Below are 19,493 nucleotides of genomic sequence, written 5' to 3' on the forward strand. Positions count from 1 at the left end.
CCCGTCAAACACGCTGGCCGAACGCAGGCTTTGGAGCGTGGGTAACCCGGCAGGACGCCGGGTTAGCCGCGCTGGGCCAAGGATGGCCCATCGCGGCGGCCCACGCTCCAAAGCCGGAGTGAGGGCATGCCGAGCCTAGGCGAGGCACCGAGTGTTGGGGCAAGAGCCCTTTTGGTTACTTTTGGGGCTCTTTTCCAAAAGTGACCCGCTGTAAAAGCGGAACCCTAAATGGCCGTTACCGCAGCAACGGATATGCACCCAAGCCCCCCATCAGAATCAACCCCCCTCCCCCCCATAAGCCTCTTCAAAAAAGTAATCCTTCCAACTCCCCGCCTTGTTCTTCAACACCCCCAACGCCTGCAATTTCTCGGCATAGATATAGGTCCGCTGCGGCACGATAGTGAAATCAATCTCCGGGTCCTGCACGATTTTCTCCACCAGTTCCAGCGGCAACTTCGACTGTTCTATCCGGATATAAGCCTTGGCCGCCGCCGGCTTGTCAGCCTTGATAATCTGCTCGGCCTCAGCCAGCGCTGCATAAAACGCCTTGTAGGTTTTGGGATTCTCATCGTGAAATTTCTGCGTCGTGTAAAGCACGTTGAACGTAGCCGGACCGCCCAGAATGTCGTAAGAACTGAGCACCTTGTGCACCTTGGGATTCAACAACTCCTGATACTGGAACGGCGGGCTGGAGAAGTGCGCATTGATCTCCGAGCCCCCGGCAATCAGCGCCGCCGTGGCGTCGGGGTGGGCCAGGCTGATGGAGATGTCATCGAACTTCTTGTAGTTGGCATCACCGAACTGCCGGGCCGTCTCGATCTGCAGGGTGCGCGACTGGAAACCCACGCCGGCGGCGGGCACGGCGATGCGGTCTTTCTCGGTGAAGTCCTTGAGGGTCTTCACCTCGGGATTGTTGCTGAGCAGGTAGTTGGGCATCGAGCCCAGGGAGGCGATGGCCTTGACGTTCTGTTTGCCTTTGGTACGGTCCCACAGGGTGAGCATCGGCGGTACACCCGCCGAGACCACGTCCAGCGCGCCGGCGAGCAGCGATTCGTTCATGGCGGTGGCGCCGGAAATGCTGTTCCATTCCACCTGGATATCCAGGCCCTGTTCCTTGCCGTGCTTTTCGATCAGGTGCTGGTCGCGCACGACGTCGAGGATCAGGTAGCCAATGCCGAACTGCTGGGCGATGCTGATTTTGCCTTCGGCGTGCGCGCCAACGCTGAGCAGGGCGCTCGCGACGGCCAGCAGGGTCAGGGAAGAACGCTTGAAAGTCATGAGGGGTCTGCCGCGTCGTCGTAAAGGTGACTGAGGGTAGCGACGATTTTTAAGACTGGAAAAGAATATCGGGATCTATTGTTATGCAAATAATCCCCAAACCAACGCTCGGCTGTTATTGTGCCGCGCTTTGAGATACTGCCGCCGACCTGCGAGGAAATCGACGTTGAACACTGACGAAAAAATGACTGGGGACCTGTTCGAGGTGGATAAGCGCCTGTCACTCAAGAACGTGGTGGACTTCAACGCCTACCTGCGCAGCGCGTTCGGCGATGGCCCGTGCACCTGCGTGCGCTGCGTTGCCGGCGGCGGTGACGAGCGCGACTATGCGTTCCAGCACACCTTCAGCTTTGACGCGAAACCCACCCACCGCCGCTTCGCCTCGACGGCAGGCAGTGATGTGCTGATGGCATTGAAGAAGGCGTGGTTGTCCTACACCAAGGCCGAGTTGCCGCTCAGCGGTGTGCTGGAGCTGGACACGGTGAAGGCGTTTGTCGAGCCGCAACTGCACAAGCGCGTGGCACCGCTTTTTCTGGCCAGCGGGCTGGTCAAGGATGTAGAAGGCGAACTGCACCTTCAGCCTCAAGCGGCCTGAAACCAGCCTTTAAAGATGAGGGAGGGCGCAATCCCCCTCCCCCATTCAGACTAAAAACCCGGCACGCCCTGCACACGAAACTCCGGTGTCAGCTCTTCCTCCAACGGCTCCACCAGTGGCCGATCATCGATCCCCGGCATCAGGATCACCTTGCGGCAATTCTCCTCGCCCTTGTCAAACAATTCGTACCCGCGCGCGGCCTGCTCCAGCGACAGCCGATGGGTAACGATCGCCTCGGGATTCAGGTGCCCCAGCTCAATGTGTTCAAGCAGCTCAGGCAAAAAGCGCTGCACATGGGTCTGGCCCATCTTGAACGTGAGGCCCTTGTCGAACGCATCGCCAAACATGAAGCCATGGATAAACCCGGCATACACCCCCGCCACGCTGACCACGCCACCACGGCGCACGGCCGCAATGCACTGGCGCAACGCCTTGCCGCTGCTGCCTTCGATCTTGAGCGTGGTGAGGATGGTTTCGGTGGTGCTGCCCTTGGCCTCGAACCCCACCGCGTCCACCACGCCGTCGACGCCGCGCATGCCGGCGGTTTGACGGATGATGGTGTCGGCAGGATCGTCGTCCTCCTCGAAGTTGATCGGGATCACGCCGTACATTTTCTGCGCGTAGGCCAGTCGGTACGGGTGGTCATCGACCATGAATATCTGCTCGGCGCCCAGCATCTGCGCACAGGCCGCACTGAGCAGACCCACCGGGCCCGCGCCGTAGATCGCCACGCTGGAGCCCTTGCCGATACCCGCATTGGTCACGGCCTGCCAGGCGGTGGGCAAGATGTCCGAGAGGAACAGCACCTTCTCGTCCGACAGGGTGCCGGGCACCTTGAACGGTCCGGTGTTGGCCTTGGGCACCCGCACCAGTTCGGCCTGCCCGCCCGGCACACCGCCATACAGGCGGCTGTAGCCAAACAACGCGGCGCCCGGTGGAATCGCCTTTTTGTTGAGGATCGCTCCACGGCCGTCGTTGGTGGTTTCGCAGGCGGCAAATTGCTGCAACTGGCAGAAGAAACAATCGCCACAGGCAATCACGAAGGGGATCACCACACGGTCGCCGCGTTGCACTGCCGTGACTGCCGGGCCGGTTTCTTCGACGATGCCCATGAATTCATGGCCGAAAATATCGCCGTGTTCCACCGTGGGGATCTTGCCCCGGTACAGGTGCAGGTCGGAGCCGCAGATGGCGGTGGCCGTGACGCGCAGGATGATGTCGTCGGGTTGTTCAATGATGGGATCGGGGACCGTGTCCACCTGCACCTTATGGGCGCCTTGATAGGTCATGGCTCGCATGGGTTGCTCTCCTTTGAGTTGACTGCATCTGAATTAACCGCCCATCACCGCAAGCGGGTCACGGTGAGGGCGACCACGGCGATCCGCTCCACGCGTTCATAGCCCGGTTTATCGAGTTCTTCGCCGAACACATCGGGGTCCAGTTCGCGGTAGGTCCAGCCGAACGCATCGTTGCCCAGCAATGGCCGCGCGGCTTCCAGGAATGGGTCGGTGCCGGCCACCATCGCCACGCCGGTGTAGAGCACCAGGCTGCCACCCAGGGACAGGCGTTGCAGCGCCTGCTCAAGGATGCGCAGCGACAACTGTTCGCCCAACGCACCGCCGCCGTGGCGATAGGCGCGCTGGCCGTCGTCGTTCATGTAGGGCGGGTTGGCGACGATCAGGTCGAACGTGCCCTCCACGCTTGCCAGGATATCGCTCTGGTAGACGCTGACATTATTCAGCCCGGCCAGCTCGGCATTCACCGCCGTCATGCGCAGGGCCTGGGGATTGATGTCCACCGCCAGCACCTCGGCGGCGTGCCGTGCCTGGGCGATCACCAACGCACCGACACCGGCGCCGCAGCCAATGTCCACCGCCCGCCGCAGCGGCTCGAAGCGTTGCTGCAGATGGGCGTCGATTACCTGAGCGAATCGGTAACTGTCGGGGCCGAAGAACACCGCGTCGGCCTCGGTGGTAGGGTACGGCGAATGGGCAAACAGCAGCTCACCCAGGCTCGACCAGCGCACCGTGCTGCGCCACAGGGCGTCGTGTTTTTCGATCACCCCGGCTTGGCACAGTTCGTCGCGAAACGCGTCGGGCATCAGGTCGCTGTCGAACGGCATCGACCAGCCGAACACATCGCGCAGGTTCATCGCCAGCGGCGTGGCCAGGCGTTTGAACACACGCTCATGGGTCAGAGGCGTCGGTGTAATGAAGCGATAGCCGCTTTCCTTCAGACCCCGGCCCAGGTTGAGCAAGGCGCGATCGGCAAGTTGTTGTGCAGACATAAGCAGGCTTCCTCAGCGCAGGCGCGCACGTAGCTGGATAAAGCGGCGAGTGGCATACAGGCCCACCGGCAGGCAGTGGCGTCGCGCGGTCATCCACGGGATCAGGGTGTTGATCTGCTGCTCGTCGGGCAGCTGCCACAGCGACTCCACCAGGGCCTGGGTGTCCGGGTCTGCCGGGCGATGCTGCTCGCGGGAAAAGCGGCTGCCACGCCCCGGCCGCACCGGTGGCACCCGCTGCGGGCTGACCCAACTGCCGGCAATCCAATCGTGCAGGACTTGTTTTTCATAGCCGCTGAAAGCCCCGAACATCGCCGCGCCGGCGCCTTCGATCAGTTGCCAGAAGCGGCTTTCGGCCGGGTCCTGGTTGCGCTTGATCCAGCCCTTGTCCTGCAGCGCGGTGAGGAAGTCGCCGATCTGACCCGGCTTGGCCAGCCACTGGTTGACGGTCTTGCCCTCGAAGCGGCAGTAGTCCGAATGCATGTGCTGACCGAAGCTGCGCTTGCGCTCCAGCATGGCCACCACCTCATCCTGCAGGTTGAAGCCTTCGATCACGGCGGTGGTGCCCGCGCCGAGGTCGTTGAGGCGATAGCCATGAGCCACGCGCCGGTAGAATTCGTCCCTGCCCTCGCCCAGCGGCAACAGGCTCAACACCGACTGCGCCGCCTTGCAGGCATGGCCGCTGCCGGCGTTGTCGATGGTGACGTGCAGGGTGAAGTAATACGGGTCGATGCCCAGTTCGCTCAGTTCATAGGAGGTGATCAACAGGTGCAGAGGCAACTGCTCGTAGCCCAGGTTATAACCGATGATTTCCGGCAGAAACTGCTCGGCACTCAGCCCCAGGGCCAATTGCAGGGCACCTTGCAGGTAGTGCTCGTCTTCGACCCCGGCTTCGCTGTCGGCATCGTGGTCGCTGAGCAATTTACGGTAGATCACCACATGGTTCTGCGCGGCTTCGCCGTCGCCCAATTCTTCCAGGTAGGTGGTGAGCAGGCCGTCGAAGCGCTGGTCCTGCCAGTAGCGCAGCAGCCCGTAGAGCCAGGCGCCATCGACGTATTTGGTCGGCGCCACGCGCTGCAGCACGTAGAGCGCATGAGCCCTGTTCTGAAAATAACGGCGTGGTCGGCCCTGCTGGCGCTGTTCAAGGTATTCGGCGTATTGCTCGGCCACGGCGGTGCAGCGTTGCTCCACCCAGGCGGGCAGTTGCTGAGGGGTATCGGGCAGTTCGTTGGCGGCGTGTTGCACCTGCGCCAGCTGGCTGTGCAAAAATTCATGGGCCAGCTCGCGGGCATTGGGCGCTTCGTTGTAAAGCTGTTGGTACACCCGCTGATAGTGGCCGTGGTTTGAGTGATGAACAGAGGCCGGCTGGCCCGACAGCGCCGTTAACAGGGTCATGATGGCAGTTCCCGCAAAGTCCGATGCAATCTGGCCTTCAACCGTGAAGACCCCAAACGGGCGCGCGTTAGCAGGCGCCTCTAAAGTGCAGAGCGTCGGGCAGTGCGGAAAATTCAATCGGGGTTGGGACGGCGGGGATCAGTGGTCTATGGGCGCAAGGCAGCACCGACAGCTGATGGCGGCTGATGTGCCGAGAGGCTCAAGGGTATTTCTGACGTGAATGCAGGACGTTGACTATTTCAATCCGCTCAAGCGTTACTCGATAAACAAGAACGTAATTGGGATGTACCACGACCTCTCGAGTCCCCGGCACGCGTCCGCCGGGATAGAGGTAAGGATGCTCAGTGAGTGGTAGAGGAGCCACTTCAAGACGGGCTTTTAAACGTCTTGCCGCATCAGGATTTTCAGCAGCAATGAAAGTGACGATATCGATCAGATCGGCAATGGCCTCATCGAGCCAAACAAGCGCCAGCATCAGGCTTTTGACCGCTGCTTGCGTTCTGCCTCCAGAATGATCGCTTCAACCCGCGCCATCACTTCGTCATGAGGAACGCCACTGCCAGGATTGGCCAGACTCTTTTCGACCTTTGCCCGAAACCACAGATCATGGCTGCTTGCCTGCTCTTCGGTCTCAAACTCGGAAACGATTGGGGAAAGCGGAACACCCATGACATGACCTCCTGTATGAATGCTCAGCAGTCTAGTAGCAACCTCCAGTCTTGTCTCTGCCCTCCGGATGAAATGCAGGCCTGCTTTTAACAGCAAGCCTGCATCCCCGGCATGGTTATTTGCGCGCCGCCTCCCACTGCTTGAGCAGGTCGTTGTAGCTCACGGTTTCGCCTTTGGGTTTTTCGTTGGCCAGTTTCGGCTTGGGCGCGCCCGGTTGGTCGAACCAGTATTGCGCATCACGCTCAGGGTTCATTTTCGGACCGCACACCGGTTGCACCTTGGAGCGTTCCAGGCGGGTCATGATCGCGTCCTGTTCCCTGGCCAGGTTGTCCAGTGCCTGTTGCGGGGTTTTCTCGCCGCTGGCGGCGGCGGCGATGTTGCTCCACCACAGTTGCGCCAGGCGTGGGTAGTCCGGCACGTTGGTGCCGGTCGGCGACCATTCGGTGCGCGCCGGGCTGCGGTAAAACTCCACCAGGCCACCGAGTTTGGGCGCCATGTCGGTCATGGCCTGTGAGTTGATGTCCGACTCACGAATTGGCGTCAGGCCGACGATGGTTTTCTTCAGCGACACGGTTTTCGAGGTCACGAACTGCGCGTACAGCCAGGCCGCGAGTTTCTGTTTCTCCGGCGTGGACTTGAGGAAGGTCCAGGAGCCCACGTCCTGATAGCCCTTCTTCATGCCCTTTTCCCAGTAAGGCCCTACAGGCGACGGCGCCATGCGCCATTTCGGCGTGCCGTCGGCATTCACTACCGGCAGACCCGGTTTGACCATGTCGGCGGTAAACGCGGTGTACCAGAAGATCTGCTGCGCGATGTTGCCTTGGGACGGCACCGGGCCGGATTCGGAGAAGGTCATGCCCGCCGCTTCCGGAGGCGCGTAGGCTTTCATCCAGTCGACGTATTTCTGCGTGGCGAACACGGCGGCCGGGCCGTTGGTGTCGCCGCCCCGGGTGACGCTGGAGCCCACCGGGTGGCAGTCCTCCACGCGAATGCCCCACTCGTCCACCGGCAAGCCGTTGGGCAGCCCCTTGTCGCCGCCGCCGGCCATGGAGAACCAGGCATCGGTAAAGCGCCAGCCCAGTGACGGGTCTTTCTTGCCGTAATCCATGTGCCCGTAGATGCGCTTGCCGTCGATTTCCTTGACGTCTTCGCTGAAGAACTTGGCGATGTCCTCGTAGGCCGACCAGTTCACCGGCACGCCGAGGTCGTAGCCGTATTTTTCCTTGAACTTGGCTTTCAGCTCAGGCCGCTCGAACCAGTCGGCGCGGAACCAGTAAAGGTTGGCGAACTGCTGGTCGGGCAACTGATACAGCTTGCCGTCCGGAGCGGTGGTGAAGGACAGGCCGATGAAGTCCTTGAGGTCCAGGGTCGGCGAGGTGAAGTCCTTGCCTTCGTTGGCCATCAGGTCGGTGATCGATTCGGTCTTGCCGTAGCGAAAGTGCGTACCGATCAAGTCGGAATCGTTGACCCAGCCGTCGTAGATGTTCTTGTCGGACTGCATCTGGGTCTGCAGCTTTTCCACCACGTCGCCTTCCTGCAGCAGGTCGTGGGTCAGCTTGATGCCGGTGATTTCGCTGAAGGCCTTGGCCAGTACCTTGGACTCATACTCGTGGGTGGTGAGGGTTTCCGACACCACGTTGATCTTCATCCCACGGAACGGTTCGGCGGCCTTGATAAACCACTTCAATTCCTCCAACTGCTGTTCGGCCGTGAGGGTGGACGGTTTGAACTCGCTGCCGATCCATTTTTTCGCGGCGTCTTCGTACGCATCGGCCCAGGCCGACGCGCTCAAACCGCTGAGGGCCAGTACGGCAGCCAATGAAATGCTATGTCGCAGCTTATTGTTGTTATTCAACATAGAGACCTCCTGGTTGTTTATTCACAAGGGCACTAGCCCCAACGCATCACACTCAACAGCCATACCAGGGAGAGCGCGGACGCCACCCAGATGCTCCAGTCAGTAACGCCGATCACCAGCAAATGCAGGTAGGCGCTGCCGAGAAGACCGATAAACAAACGATCACCACGGGTGGTGCTGATCGGCAGAAACCCGCGCCGGGGGATGCTCGGCGAGCGCAGTTCCCAGGTGGTCATGCCCGCCAGAATCAGCGCGATGCCGCCAAAGAACAGTGCAGTAGGGGTGGTCCAGGCCATCCATTCCATCATCGACTCCTCAGACCCGGCCCAGGGCAAAGCCCTTGGCCACGTGGTTGCGAACAAACCAGATCACCAGCATGCCCGGCAGGATGGTCAACACGCCCGCTGCCGCCAATACGCCCCAGTCGATGCCCGACGCCGACACCGTGCGCGTCATCACCGCCGCAATCGGCTTGGCATTGACCGAGGTGAGCGTGCGCGCCAGCAGCAGTTCGACCCAGGAAAACATGAAGCAGAAAAACGCCGTGACGCCGATGCCGGAGCCGATCAGCGGGATAAAGATCTTCACAAAGAACTTGGGGAACGAGTAACCGTCGATGTAAGCGGTTTCGTCGATTTCCTTGGGCACCCCGGACATGAAGCCCTCCAGGATCCACACCGCCAGCGGCACGTTGAACAGGCAATGCGCCAGCGCCACCGCGATATGCGTGTCGAACAGGCCAATGGAGGAATACAGCTGGAAAAACGGCAGCAGAAACACCGCCGGTGGCGCCATGCGGTTGGTCAGCAGCCAGAAGAACAGGTGCTTGTCGCCGAGGAACCGGTAGCGTGAAAACGCGTACGCCGCCGGCAGCGCCACACTCAGGGAGATCACCGTGTTCAAACTCACGTAATACAGCGAGTTGAGGTAGCCGGTGTACCAGCTCGGGTCGGTAAAGATCACCTTGTAGTTGGCCAGGGTGAAGTCCTGCGGAAACAGCGTCAGCCCGCCGAGGATTTCGGTGTTGCTCTTGAAGGACATGTTCAACAGCCAGTAGATCGGCACCAGCAGGAACAGGATGTAGATCAGCAACGGGATTAGCTTGCGTTTGCTCATGTTGGCGGCCTCAGCGGTTGGCGTCGGAGTGGGTCATGGCGGTGTAGAACAGCCAGGACACCAACAGGATGATCAGGAAGTACACCAGGGAAAACGCCGCCGCCGGGCCCAGGTCGAATTGGCCGACGGCCATCTGGGTCAGGGTCTGACTGAGGAAAGTGGTGGCGTTACCCGGCCCGCCGCCCGTCAACACGAAGGGCTCGGTGTAGATCATGAAGCTGTCCATGAAGCGCAGCATCACCGCGATCAGCAGCACGCTTTTCATCTTGGGCAGTTGGATGTGTCGGAACACCGCCCATGCCGACGCGCGATCGATCCGCGCCGCCTGGTAATACACATCCGGAATCGCGCGCAGGCCGGAGTAGCACAGCAGCGCCACCAGCGAGGTCCAGTGCCACACGTCCATCACCAGCACGGTGACCCAGGCGTCCGCCGTATTCGCCGCATAGTTGTAGCTGATGCCCAGGGCGTTGAGGCTGTAGCCGAGCAGGCCGATATCGGCGCGGCCGAAGATCTGCCAGATGGTGCCCACCACGTTCCACGGGATCAGCAAGGGAATCGCCAGGATGATCAACACCAGTGACGACCAGCGCCCCTTAGTCGGCATCGTCAGGGCGATGGCGATGCCCAGCGGGATTTCGATCAGCAGCACGCAGGCCGAATAGATGAACTGGCGCAGCAGCGAGTCGTGCAGGCGCGGGTCGAGCAGCACCTGTTTGTACCAGTCGGCGCCGACAAAGTAGCGGCTGGACTGGTCGAAAATGTCCTGCACCGAGTAGTTGACCACGGTCATCATCGGGATCACTGCACTGAATGCCACCAGCAGGAACACCGGCAACACCAGCCACCAGGCCTTGTTGTTCTGCACCTTGTTCATGGCAGCACCTCCAGCAGGTAATCGTCGGCGTACAGCATCAGCCACTGCGCGGGAAAACTGATCGACACCGTGCCTTCGGGCACCGGTTTGTCTTCGGCCAGGCGCACCTTGAGCACCGCGCCGTCGAGCTTGAGGGTGATGATCTTGTAGGTGCCCAGGTCTTCCAGATGCGTGACGTCGGCCTGCAGGGCGTCAGGGTTGTACTCGTCCCACACGTGGATGAATTCCGGGCGAATGCCCACCTGCAATTTTTTATAGTCTGCAGTGGCGAGGCGCTGTTGCAGCGCCTCGGACAACGGCAAATGCGTGCTGGCAAAGCGCACACCGCCCGCCTCGGCCTGCACCTCGATCAGGTTCATGCCGGGGCTGCCGATGAAGTAGCCGACAAAGGTGTGGCTGGGCCGCTCGAACAAGTCCCGTGGCGTACCAAACTGCACGATCTGCCCGCCGTACATCACCGCGATCTTGTCGGCGAAGGTCGAGGCCTCCAACTGGTCGTGGGTGACGTAGACCATGGTGATGTTGAACTGCTCATGAATCTGCTTGAGCTTGCGCCGCAGTTTCCACTTCAGGTGCGGGTCGATCACCGTCAACGGTTCGTCAAACAGGATCGCCGACACGTCGTCGCGCACCAGGCCACGGCCCATCGAGACCTTCTGTTTTTCGTCGGCGGTGAGGTTGCGTGCCTTCTTGCTCAGCAAGTTGTGCAGGTCGAGGACTTCGGCAATTTCCGCCACCTTGCTGTGAACCTTCGCCTCAGCCATGCCCTGGTTGCGCAGGGGGAAAGCCAGGTTGTCGAACACGGTCATGGTGTCGTACACCACCGGGAACTGGAACACCTGGGCGATGTTGCGTTTCTCCGGGGTGAGATCGTTGACCACCTTGCCGTCGAACAGCACCTGGCCTTCGGACGGGCTGAGCAGGCCGGAGATGATATTGAGCAAGGTCGACTTGCCGCAGCCCGATGGCCCGAGCAAGGCATAGGCGCCGCCCTGCTCCCAGACGTGGTTCATGGCGCGAATCGCGTAGTCCTCGGGACCGACGGGCGCTGCGCTGTAGCTGTGCGCCAGGTTCTGCAAATGGATCTCGGCCATCAGGCAATCCTCGCGACACGGCGCCCGGGCGCCTGGACCAGGCGACCCTCGGCATCGAACACAAACAGTTTATGGGTGGGGATATACACGCGGATCGGCGCGTCGACGTCGTATTCGTGCACCCCCGGCAAATGCAGCACCAGCAGGAAGTGCTCGCTGCGCACGTGCAGGAAGGTTTCCGAGCCGCTGATCTCGGCGACTTCCACCGTGACCGCCAGCTCCAGGTCGTCGTCGTTGCTCGGCACCAGGCTGATATGGCTGGGGCGCACACCGAAGCGGAATTCTCCTTCGCCGATGGGGCGCAGGTCGACGTTGAGCGGGAAGTGCACGAAGTTGGCGAAGCTCACTTCATTGCCGCTGATACCTCCAGGCATCAGGTTGATCGGCGGTTCGGAGAACAGTTCGGCGGCGAGTACGCTGTGCGGCTGGTGATAGACCTCGGCGGCCTTGCCGCTCTGGATCACCCGGCCTTCGTGCAGGATGGTGGTGGTGCCGCCCAGGGCCAGGGCCTCGTTGGGCTCGGTGGTGGCATAGATAGCGATGGTGTGGCGCGCCGCGAACAGCTCGCGCATTTCCTGACGCAGCTCTTCGCGCAGTTTGTAGTCCAGGTTCACCAGCGGCTCGTCGAACAGAATCAGCTCGGCGTCCTTGACCAGCGCGCGGGCCATGGCCGTGCGTTGCTGCTGGCCACCGGACAACTCCAGCGGGTGGCGCTTGAGGAACTTCTCGATGCGCAGCATGCGCGCGGTTTCCAGCACCTTGCTCTGGATCACGTCGTCCGCCACACCGGCCTGGCGCAGCGGCGAGGCGATGTTTTCGAACACGGTCATGGTCGGGTAGTTGATGAACTGCTGGTACACCATCGACACGTTGCGCAGGCGTACCGGCGTGTTCGTGACATCCACGCCGTGCATCAGGATGCGGCCGCTGTCGGGCTTGTCCAGCCCGGCCATCAGGCGCATCAGGCTGGTCTTGCCGGACAGGGTGCGGCCGAGCAAAACGTTGAAGGAACCGGCTTCGAAACGCAGGTTGGCGTCGTCGATCCAGGTGTGGCCTTCTACGACGCGGGAGACATGTTCCAGGGTCAATGACATGACACGACCTTTTTATTATTGGAATGAATCTGGCCACTCGTCAGAGCGAGTTTCGTGCCAATAACGGCAGGTGGTTGATCCGTAAGGAAATGGGGGGAACGGGGCGTTCAGGCTTGAACAGTCGGGCTGAACAACTGAACAGTTCGGGGGTTGACAATGAACAGTGCTGAACAACACTTTATGGGCAATGAAGCTCAAATATGGCAGGGGCAGTGTGTCAGCTACCAATAAGCTGACTGACCCACCGTCATCGGGAGCAAGCCCCCTCCCACATTGGCCTGATGACAACCCTTAGATTGTGCAAGCCCAATAACAATAAAAACAGCAGGTCGCCCCATGGCCGAACCCTTGTCCCACGACACCCTTATCCAGGAATCCTGGCGCCGTTGCCGCGCCTTTGGCCTGGACCACCAGAGCACGCCCAGCTTTGATCAACTGCCCGCCGAGGGCATCAGCCAATTGCTGGAAAGCCAGCATTCTCTGGTGCAGACCACCCATCAGGAAGTGCTGCCCTACTACGAGAACATCCTCAGCAATTCCAACTGCCTGATCATGCTGGCCGACAATCAGGGCCAGGTGCTGACGTCGTGGGGCACCCAGCGCTTCATCGAGCCCAAACTGGCTCGCGGCTTCAGCGCCGGCGCCAGCTGGATGGAGCGTTCCAGCGGCACCAACGCCATCGGCACCGCGCTGGCCTGTGCCCAGGCAGTGCACATCGAACACGATGAACACTTTCTCAAGGCCAACCGCTTCATGACCGGCTCCGCGGCGCCGATCTTCGATGCCCAGCGCGAGATCATCGCGGTGCTGGACGTCTCGAGCGATAGCTACCTGCCGCCCTCCCACACCCTGGGCATGGTCAAGATGATGAGCCAGACCGTGGAAAACCGTCTGATCCTCAACCTGTTTCGCGGCGAGCACTTTCAGCTGACCTTCAACACCGGACTGAGCAACCTCGACAGCCAATGGGCCGGCCTGCTGATCTTCGATGAAAGCGGCCAGGTGCTCTCGGCCAACCGCCGCGCCGATAACCTGCTGGGCATCAGCCTGTCGCGGGTGATGATCGACAGCCTGTTCAAGGTGTCGTTGCTGGAGTTGCTCAATCAGCCCGAGGGCCTGCCGTTTTCGCTGCAAGCGGCGGGACGCAACCGCTTCCAGTGTTTACTCAAGCGCCCCAAACAGACACCGGTGCAGGCGCGCGTGTTTACCCAGCCGGCGGTGCCCAAGCCCGCTCCGATTGGCCTCAACACCCTGCATTTTGGCGATGTACGCGTGGAAAAAGCGGTACGCCAGGCCCAGCGCCTGCTGGAGAAGGACATCCCGCTGCTGATTCACGGCGAGACCGGAGTGGGCAAGGAAGTGTTCGTCAAGGCCCTGCACCAGGCCAGTTCCCGCAGCCGGCAGGCGTTTATCGCGGTGAACTGTGCCGCGATTCCCGCTGAGCTGGTGGAGTCGGAGCTGTTTGGCTATGAGAAAGGTGCGTTCACCGGCGCCAGCCAGAAAGGCAGCATCGGCCTGATTCGCAAGGCCGACAAAGGCACGTTGTTTCTCGACGAAATCGGCGACATGCCGCTGCCGACCCAGGCCCGCCTGCTGCGTGTGTTGCAGGAGCGCTGCGTACAGCCGGTGGGCAGCAGCGAGCTGTTCCCGGTGGACCTGCGCATTATCTCGGCGACCAACCGTGCGCTGCGCGAGCGGGTACAGACCGGACGTTTTCGTGAGGATTTGTACTACCGCATCGGCGGCCTGACCCTGGAGCTGCCGGCGCTGCGCGAACGTACCGACAAGCGCGCGTTGTTCCAGCAACTGTGGCAGCAGCATCGCGAGCCGGGCCAATGGGCCGGGCTGAGCGCCGAAGTGCTGGCGCTGTTCGAGCGCCACCCGTGGCCGGGCAACCTGCGCCAGGTGAGCAGCGTGTTGCAGGTGGCATTGGCCATGGCCGAAGAACAGCCGATTCGCGCCGAGCACCTGCCGGATGATTTTTTTGTGGATTTGAACAGGGAGGCGCCGCAGCCCGTCGTCGCGGGCATGGGCGACGACGCGGACCTGAACCAGCGCCTGAAGGCCGCCGGCGGCAATATTTCCCACTTGGCGCGGGAACTCGGGGTGAGCCGCAATACCCTCTACAAACGCCTGCGCCGTAACGAGCGCTGAGCTAGCGCGGCGTCACCACCACCAGCAGGTCGGTGAACGTCTGCACCTGGATCGGCAGGTTATCCGCCAACGCTGCGAGCGCGGCAGTCGTGTCATCGAGCTTGAACACACCGGAGACGCGCAGATCACACAGGGCCTGGGGATCGAACCGCACCAGGCCATGGCGATAGCTGGCCAGGGTTTGCAGCACGTCGCTCAGCGGCTGGTCATTGACCTTGAGCAGGCCACGGGTCCAGGCATCCGGGTCGCTGCCGGGGGTGGCTTGTGCGGGCGTGGCGTGGCCGTGATCAAGAATGGCACGCTCGCCCGCCATGACCTTGACGCCCTCCTCGGCCGCGCCTTTGACCGCCACGCTGGACTCGATCACAGTCACCACCGTGGTGCCGTCCGCCGCCCGCTTGACCAGGTAGCGAGTGCCCAGCGCGGTGGCGCTGCCTTGGTCGGTGCGCACCACGAACGGCCGTTGCGCATCCTTGGCCACGTCCACCCACAGCTCCCCTTGCAGCAGTTCGAGCACCCGTTGATGGCCGTCAAATTTCACGTCCACCGCCGAGTTGCTGTTGAGCTGCAACTGGCTGCCGTCTTCCAGCACGATCTGGCGACGCTCGCCGACGGCGGTGCGCTGGTCGGCCATCCACACCGGCGCACGCTCCACACCCAGCCAGCCGCACAGCAACATCCCCAGCACGCCCACCACCTGGGCGCCGCGAGCGCGCCGGGGGGCAAATGCACGATTGAGGGCGACACGCGCCGGCTGCGCAGGCAGAGGGTCGAAGCTGCCCCACAACGACCGCATGCGTTCGATGGCCACCGCATGGCGTGGGTCGGCCTGGCACCAACGGTTGAACGCCTGGCGCTCGGCGTCGGTGACGTCTGCGTCGTGCAGGCGCGTCAGCCAGTTGGCCGCTTGCTGGATGATCTGTTCGGAACTCACGACAGCGGCTCCGCCCCATGCAGGCTGTGGTAGCAGTGCACCAGCGCGGTGGAGATGTAGTTTTTAACGGTGCTGGCGGACACGTGCAGGCGTTCGGCGATCTCGTGGTAGGTCAGCCCGTCGAGACGGCTCAGCAAAAAAGCTTCGCGGGTGTTGGCAGGCAGCCCGGCGAGCATCTCGGCAATCCGCTCGAGGGCTTGCAGGGCCACATGAATCGCTGCCGGGTCAGGCATGCCGGCGTCTTCGCACTGAATGACCAGCGCCTCCATATAGGCTCTTTCAATACGCCGACGCCGCGCGCCATCGATCAACAGCCGACCCGCCGTGGTCGCGAGAAAGGCGCGGGGCTCCTTGATCGCCTGCGGCTCGGCCAGCATCAGGACGCGGATGAACGCATCGTGAGCCAGGTCCGCCGCATGCTGCGAACAGCCCAGTTTGCGGCGCAACCAACCGTGCAACCAGCCATGATGCTCGCGGTACAGTGCCGTGAGTGTCTGCTGGCGGACAGAGTCGCCAAACGCGGCCGGAATCTCATGCATGCGCAAAAATTTCTCAAATGGGAAATGTTACCAATTGCGCGAACAATGCCAGCAAAACGGTGTGGGAGCAAGGCTCTCGATGGGCCATTCGCGTAAGGAAGCCGGTCGCAAGCCGCAGTACCAGTCAGTTGAGCGCAGATCACCTGTGGGAGGGGGCTTGCTCCCGATGGCTGAGTGTCAGTCAGCTTATGTTTAGCTGACCCACTGCTATCGGGAGCAAGCCCCCTCCCACATTTAGTATTGGGTACCTGTGCCCCCTACAACACACTCCCCATCGCCTTCATCAACACCAGATCCCGCTCATAAATATCCGGCGCATACACCACCCCACCCTGACGATCCACCTCCACCGTCCAGTACCCCAGCAACACCGGCACCGGCGTCGCCAGTCTGAACTCATGGGTCACCCCCGTCGCCAACAGCTCATCGGTGCGCGCACGCTCGGCCGGACTCACCAGCAAATCGCGCAGCAGCAGCGGCTGCTCGACCCGCACACACCCCGAGCTGAACGCACGCGGGCCCTTGGTGAACAGCGGCTGGCTCGGCGTGTCGTGCAGGTACACCGAATACGGGTTGGGAAAACGCATCACGATCTTGCCCAGCGGGTTATGCGGCCCGGCCTGCTGACGCAGCAGGATGTTGCCCGGCCGCGCCCAGTCGATCTGCTCGGGCGCCAGCGGGCGGCCTTCCGGGTCGAGCACTTGCAGGTTCTGCTGACGCAGGTATTCGGGATTCAGGCGGATGGCCGGGAGTTTGTCCTCGCGCATGATCGTGGGCGGGATGGTCCAGGTGGGGTTGAGGGTGAGCCGCGTGATACGTGACTTGAGCAGCGGCGTCTGGCGTTCGGCGCGGCCGACCTGCAGGCGCGTCTGCCACACCGGGATGCCGCTCTGGTACACGCTCAATTGCGCCGCCGCAACGTTGACCAGCACCCCTTCGGGCTCCAGGTCCTGAGCCAGCCAGCGAAAACGCTCAAGGTTGATGCGCAACTGTTCGCGGCGCATCGCCGGGCTGATGTTCAACTCGGCCACGGTACCGGCGCCGATCACGCCATCGGACTGCAGCGAATGGCTGAGCTGGAACGCCTTGACCGCATTGACCAGTTCCGCGCGGTATTGCCTGGCGCTGCCCTTGGGTTCGCTGGCCAGGTAGCCACCGTGGTACAAGCGCCGCGCCAGTTCGGGCACGCGCGGGTCTTCCATGCCGGGGCGCAGCAGTGCGCCGCTGGCGACCGCGTCCCACTGCGGCAAAGGCTGCTGGCGCACGCTGGAATAGACATTGCGCAGGCTGCGGTAGAGATCGGCGCTGGGCCGTGCCTGGTCGAACGCCTGCGCCATGTCCTGCAGGCCGGTGGCGGCAAATGCCAGCACTTCGAGCGTGGGATCGACGGTCGGCGGTTGGGCATGCCACAGCGGTTCGAAACGCGATTGCTGCAGGCGCCCGTAATGCAGGTCCTGCAGGGCTTGCAGGTAGTGACGGCTGGTGTCGATATCGCTGCACAGCACGTTGCTCGCGGCATCGGCAGTGGGCAGGCGGTAGTGATCGGGGTCCAGGCCGTCGTCGGCGAGCAGCTGCAACTGGGTGTTCAAGCCTTGCCGACGTTCATCGGCGGTCCACAGTGGCGTATCACCTTGCTGCTGGTAAAACGCTTGCAGGCGCGTAAGGGCGGCGGCGTCCACTTGCGCGGCGAAACCTGGGCAGACGCCGGGCAATTGCGCGAGGGCTTGTTGCACGGGGGCCAGCTCCACCGGGGCAGGCTCGACAACCGGTAATGCCTCCAGCGGCAGCTCGTCGGCTGTCGCGACCAGTGGTGCAACGATCAGGCAAAGGCTCAAGTAACATGCGTGTTTTTTGAACAATGACTTTGCTCCAATCCTACAGCGGGGGGTATGTACTGTAGATGCTGACTTTTATATGTCGCCTCGGTTTCATGACGGTGACCATGGGCACTTTGAGCACTGTCGCGCTCGCCGCCAATGGCAACCCTCCCACGTTGTATAGCAGCCTGGCGCGCTCGGCTCCAGAACTCAATCCCACGGTATTGAAAAGCGCCCTGAGCGCGGTGCAATGTGCGGTCAACAACGGCGAGGAACGCTCCGAACGCCTGGCCGTGATCGACTACTCCCAGCCTTCTACCGCCCGTCGGCTGTGGATTTTCGACCTGCGCAAACGCACCCTGGTGCTGCGCGATCTGGTGGCCCACGGCGCCAACTCCGGGGAAAATTTCGCCACGCAGTTTTCCAACCTCGAAGGCAGCCACCAATCCAGCCTGGGCCTGTTCCGCACCCAGGAAAGCTACCTGGGCACCCATGGCTACTCGCTGCGCATGGACGGCCTGGAGCCGGGCTTCAATGACCTGGCCCGCGACCGCGCCCTGGTGATCCACGCCGCCGACTACGTCAGCCCGCTGTGGAGCAAGCGCGAAGGCCGTATCGGCCGCAGCCAGGGCTGCCCGGCGGTGCGTCCGCAGGTGGCGCGCCAGGTGGTCGACAAACTCAAGGATGGGCAGTTCATGTTCTCCTGGTATCCCGACCAGCGCTGGTTGAAGTCCTCGACGTACCTCAATTGCAAGCCCCAACAGGTGGCAACCAGTCGTACAATCCGTGGCGGTTAGCCTGTCCCCACCGAGATAAGAGAGCGTCCCATGCTTCTACACACGTCCACCTGGATCGAGATCGGCCAGTTTCTTGAACGCAGCCGCACGGTGGTCATCCCCATCGGTTCCAACGAGCAGCACGGCCCTACCGGCCTCTTGGGCACCGACTGGATGTGCCCGGAAATCATCGCCCATGAAGCACAAAAGCACGCCGATATGCTGATCGGTCCCACGTTCAATATCGGCATGGCCCAGCATCACCTGGGGTTCCCCGGCACTATCTCACTGCGCCCTTCCACTTTTATCGCCGCCATCGGCGACTGGGTGCGCTCACTGGCCGGGCATGGTTTCGAGAAGATCCTGTTTCTCAACGGCCACGGCGGCAACATCGCGACGATTGAAGCGGCGTTTTCCGAACTGTATGCCGAGGCCAGCTTCGCCCGTCGCCCGGCGGGGTTTGCCCTCAAACTGGTGAACTGGTGGGACCTGGAAGGCGTTACCGACCTGGCCCACCGTCAATTTCCAGTGGGCCATGGCAGCCATGCCACGCCTTCGGAGATTGCCGTGACGCAGTGGGCGTATCCGGAGTCGATCAAGTCCGCCGACTATTCGCCGCAGATCGCCAACACCGGGCCGATCCGCGAAGCACTGGACTTCCGCGCCCGCTTCCCCGACGGTCGGATGGGCTCGGACCCGGCCCTGGCGACGGTGGAGAAAGGCGGTGAACTGGTGGCGTTGGCGGCCCGGGGGCTGGTCAAGACCGTGGACAGTTTCAGCAACGAAGCACGTATTTAATGTAGCGCAGCACACTGGAGCCTCTGTGAAGAGCAGGCTTGTTGTGGCGAGCAGGCTTGCCCTAATGCCAGTCAGTTAAGCGCCGCTCCCCTGTGGCGAGCAGGCTTGTCCTGCGTTGGGCTGCGCAGCAGCCCCAAAGCCAGGCGCTGAGCCGTATCAGGTACACCGCGTTTTGCTTGATTGGGGGCGCTTCGCACCCCAACGCGGGGCAAGCC

The 19,493-nt window shown here is 62.1% G+C and carries 19 protein-coding genes; 4 read left to right on the forward strand and 15 right to left on the reverse strand.

The genetic code is table 11. The features are described from left to right. Nucleotides 1-276: 276 nt before the first annotated feature. Nucleotides 277-1,278, reverse strand: coding sequence for an ABC transporter substrate-binding protein (locus LUB09_RS23650; RefSeq protein WP_209982602.1), 1,002 nt, complete (start codon nucleotides 1,276-1,278; stop codon nucleotides 277-279). 166 nt (nucleotides 1,279-1,444) lie between these two features. Here LUB09_RS23650 and LUB09_RS23655 point away from each other — a divergent pair, with 166 nt between their 5' ends. After that, complete coding sequence (locus LUB09_RS23655) at nucleotides 1,445-1,873, forward strand: hypothetical protein (protein ID WP_209982604.1); 429 nt, start codon at nucleotides 1,445-1,447, stop codon at nucleotides 1,871-1,873. Nucleotides 1,874-1,923: 50 nt separating this feature from the next. On the opposite strand, the gene LUB09_RS23660 is transcribed toward LUB09_RS23655, so the two are convergent. The 11 genes from LUB09_RS23660 to LUB09_RS23710 form a co-directional block, all read right to left on the reverse strand. Then, a complete protein-coding gene (locus LUB09_RS23660) occupies nucleotides 1,924-3,171 on the reverse strand; it encodes a zinc-dependent alcohol dehydrogenase (RefSeq protein WP_209982606.1) in 1,248 nt (415 codons plus the stop codon). Nucleotides 3,172-3,215: 44 nt separating this feature from the next. Further along, nucleotides 3,216-4,160 (reverse strand): methyltransferase, encoded by a 945-nt coding sequence (locus tag LUB09_RS23665; RefSeq protein ID WP_231423837.1) that lies wholly within the window; start codon nucleotides 4,158-4,160, stop codon nucleotides 3,216-3,218. A gap of 12 nt (nucleotides 4,161-4,172) precedes the next feature. Next, nucleotides 4,173-5,552 (reverse strand): iron-containing redox enzyme family protein, encoded by a 1,380-nt coding sequence (locus LUB09_RS23670; RefSeq protein ID WP_231423838.1) that lies wholly within the window; start codon nucleotides 5,550-5,552, stop codon nucleotides 4,173-4,175. 199 nt (nucleotides 5,553-5,751) lie between these two features. After that, nucleotides 5,752-6,027 (reverse strand): type II toxin-antitoxin system RelE/ParE family toxin, encoded by a 276-nt coding sequence (locus LUB09_RS23675; protein ID WP_209982612.1) that lies wholly within the window; start codon nucleotides 6,025-6,027, stop codon nucleotides 5,752-5,754. Beyond that, nucleotides 6,027-6,221: a type II toxin-antitoxin system RelB family antitoxin gene (gene relB / locus LUB09_RS23680; protein WP_209982614.1), complete on the reverse strand. Its 195-nt coding sequence runs from the start codon at nucleotides 6,219-6,221 to the stop codon at nucleotides 6,027-6,029. Before relB ends, LUB09_RS23675 begins: the two co-directional genes overlap by 1 nt. Before the next feature lie 115 nt (nucleotides 6,222-6,336). Further along, entirely contained in the window at nucleotides 6,337-8,079 is a 1,743-nt protein-coding gene (locus LUB09_RS23685; RefSeq protein WP_231423839.1) for an ABC transporter substrate-binding protein, read from the reverse strand. A gap of 32 nt (nucleotides 8,080-8,111) precedes the next feature. Next, entirely contained in the window at nucleotides 8,112-8,384 is a 273-nt protein-coding gene (locus tag LUB09_RS23690) for a DUF2160 domain-containing protein (RefSeq protein WP_003232363.1), read from the reverse strand. Between the two features lie 10 nt (nucleotides 8,385-8,394). Continuing rightward, the gene (locus LUB09_RS23695; RefSeq protein ID WP_003232361.1) at nucleotides 8,395-9,195 is read right to left on the reverse strand and encodes a carbohydrate ABC transporter permease; all 801 of its coding nucleotides are present in this window, start codon (nucleotides 9,193-9,195) and stop codon (nucleotides 8,395-8,397) included. 10 nt (nucleotides 9,196-9,205) lie between these two features. Then, the gene (locus LUB09_RS23700; RefSeq protein WP_017735078.1) at nucleotides 9,206-10,072 is read right to left on the reverse strand and encodes a carbohydrate ABC transporter permease; all 867 of its coding nucleotides are present in this window, start codon (nucleotides 10,070-10,072) and stop codon (nucleotides 9,206-9,208) included. After that, nucleotides 10,069-11,166, reverse strand: coding sequence for an ABC transporter ATP-binding protein (locus LUB09_RS23705; RefSeq protein WP_231423840.1), 1,098 nt, complete (start codon nucleotides 11,164-11,166; stop codon nucleotides 10,069-10,071). Before LUB09_RS23705 ends, LUB09_RS23700 begins: the two co-directional genes overlap by 4 nt. Next, complete coding sequence (locus LUB09_RS23710) at nucleotides 11,166-12,260, reverse strand: ABC transporter ATP-binding protein (protein WP_231423841.1); 1,095 nt, start codon at nucleotides 12,258-12,260, stop codon at nucleotides 11,166-11,168. The genes LUB09_RS23705 and LUB09_RS23710 overlap by 1 nt, the downstream gene beginning before the upstream one ends. 336 nt (nucleotides 12,261-12,596) lie before the next feature. Here LUB09_RS23710 and LUB09_RS23715 point away from each other — a divergent pair, with 336 nt between their 5' ends. Continuing rightward, nucleotides 12,597-14,414 carry a sigma-54-dependent Fis family transcriptional regulator gene (locus LUB09_RS23715; RefSeq protein ID WP_231423842.1) on the forward strand — a complete coding sequence of 606 codons (1,818 nt, stop codon included), beginning with the start codon at nucleotides 12,597-12,599 and terminating at the stop codon, nucleotides 14,412-14,414. Between the two features lies 1 nt (nucleotide 14,415). Here the strand turns inward: LUB09_RS23715 and LUB09_RS23720 are convergent, their stop codons facing one another. The 3 genes from LUB09_RS23720 to LUB09_RS23730 form a co-directional block, all read right to left on the reverse strand. After that, the gene (locus tag LUB09_RS23720) at nucleotides 14,416-15,348 is read right to left on the reverse strand and encodes a FecR family protein (protein WP_231423843.1); all 933 of its coding nucleotides are present in this window, start codon (nucleotides 15,346-15,348) and stop codon (nucleotides 14,416-14,418) included. Next, nucleotides 15,345-15,887, reverse strand: a complete 543-nt coding sequence (locus LUB09_RS23725) for a sigma-70 family RNA polymerase sigma factor (RefSeq protein ID WP_231423844.1) — start codon at nucleotides 15,885-15,887, stop codon at nucleotides 15,345-15,347. The genes LUB09_RS23720 and LUB09_RS23725 overlap by 4 nt, the downstream gene beginning before the upstream one ends. 257 nt (nucleotides 15,888-16,144) lie before the next feature. Continuing rightward, nucleotides 16,145-17,746: a L,D-transpeptidase family protein gene (locus tag LUB09_RS23730; RefSeq protein ID WP_231423845.1), complete on the reverse strand. Its 1,602-nt coding sequence runs from the start codon at nucleotides 17,744-17,746 to the stop codon at nucleotides 16,145-16,147. A gap of 41 nt (nucleotides 17,747-17,787) precedes the next feature. Between LUB09_RS23730 and LUB09_RS23735 the strand changes: the two genes are divergently transcribed. Beyond that, nucleotides 17,788-18,501 carry a murein L,D-transpeptidase catalytic domain family protein gene (locus LUB09_RS23735; protein ID WP_209982631.1) on the forward strand — a complete coding sequence of 238 codons (714 nt, stop codon included), beginning with the start codon at nucleotides 17,788-17,790 and terminating at the stop codon, nucleotides 18,499-18,501. 30 nt (nucleotides 18,502-18,531) lie between these two features. Next, nucleotides 18,532-19,278 carry a creatininase family protein gene (locus tag LUB09_RS23740; protein WP_231423846.1) on the forward strand — a complete coding sequence of 249 codons (747 nt, stop codon included), beginning with the start codon at nucleotides 18,532-18,534 and terminating at the stop codon, nucleotides 19,276-19,278. Nucleotides 19,279-19,493: the final 215 nt, after the last annotated feature.

This window comes from Pseudomonas sp. Leaf59, from assembly GCF_920984685.1.
GTDB lineage: Bacteria > Pseudomonadota > Gammaproteobacteria > Pseudomonadales > Pseudomonadaceae > Aquipseudomonas.

What these genes read in the sequence shown, in the direction of transcription:
- LUB09_RS23650 (WP_209982602.1), bottom strand. Translation starts at nt 1,278, where the DNA reads ATGACTTTCAAGCGTTCTTCCCTGACCCTGCTGGCCGTCGCGAGCGCC.
- LUB09_RS23660 (WP_209982606.1), bottom strand. Translation starts at nt 3,171, where the DNA reads ATGCGAGCCATGACCTATCAAGGCGCCCATAAGGTGCAGGTGGACACG.
- LUB09_RS23665 (WP_231423837.1), bottom strand. Translation starts at nt 4,160, where the DNA reads ATGTCTGCACAACAACTTGCCGATCGCGCCTTGCTCAACCTGGGCCGG.
- LUB09_RS23670 (WP_231423838.1), bottom strand. Translation starts at nt 5,552, where the DNA reads ATGACCCTGTTAACGGCGCTGTCGGGCCAGCCGGCCTCTGTTCATCAC.
- LUB09_RS23675 (WP_209982612.1), bottom strand. Translation starts at nt 6,027, where the DNA reads ATGCTGGCGCTTGTTTGGCTCGATGAGGCCATTGCCGATCTGATCGAT.
- relB (WP_209982614.1), bottom strand. Translation starts at nt 6,221, where the DNA reads ATGGGTGTTCCGCTTTCCCCAATCGTTTCCGAGTTTGAGACCGAAGAG.
- LUB09_RS23685 (WP_231423839.1), bottom strand. Translation starts at nt 8,079, where the DNA reads ATGTTGAATAACAACAATAAGCTGCGACATAGCATTTCATTGGCTGCC.
- LUB09_RS23690 (WP_003232363.1), bottom strand. Translation starts at nt 8,384, where the DNA reads ATGGAATGGATGGCCTGGACCACCCCTACTGCACTGTTCTTTGGCGGC.
- LUB09_RS23695 (WP_003232361.1), bottom strand. Translation starts at nt 9,195, where the DNA reads ATGAGCAAACGCAAGCTAATCCCGTTGCTGATCTACATCCTGTTCCTG.
- LUB09_RS23700 (WP_017735078.1), bottom strand. Translation starts at nt 10,072, where the DNA reads ATGAACAAGGTGCAGAACAACAAGGCCTGGTGGCTGGTGTTGCCGGTG.
- LUB09_RS23705 (WP_231423840.1), bottom strand. Translation starts at nt 11,166, where the DNA reads ATGGCCGAGATCCATTTGCAGAACCTGGCGCACAGCTACAGCGCAGCG.
- LUB09_RS23710 (WP_231423841.1), bottom strand. Translation starts at nt 12,260, where the DNA reads ATGTCATTGACCCTGGAACATGTCTCCCGCGTCGTAGAAGGCCACACC.
- LUB09_RS23715 (WP_231423842.1), top strand. Translation starts at nt 12,597, where the DNA reads ATGGCCGAACCCTTGTCCCACGACACCCTTATCCAGGAATCCTGGCGC.
- LUB09_RS23725 (WP_231423844.1), bottom strand. Translation starts at nt 15,887, where the DNA reads ATGCATGAGATTCCGGCCGCGTTTGGCGACTCTGTCCGCCAGCAGACA.
- LUB09_RS23735 (WP_209982631.1), top strand. Translation starts at nt 17,788, where the DNA reads ATGCTGACTTTTATATGTCGCCTCGGTTTCATGACGGTGACCATGGGC.
- LUB09_RS23740 (WP_231423846.1), top strand. Translation starts at nt 18,532, where the DNA reads ATGCTTCTACACACGTCCACCTGGATCGAGATCGGCCAGTTTCTTGAA.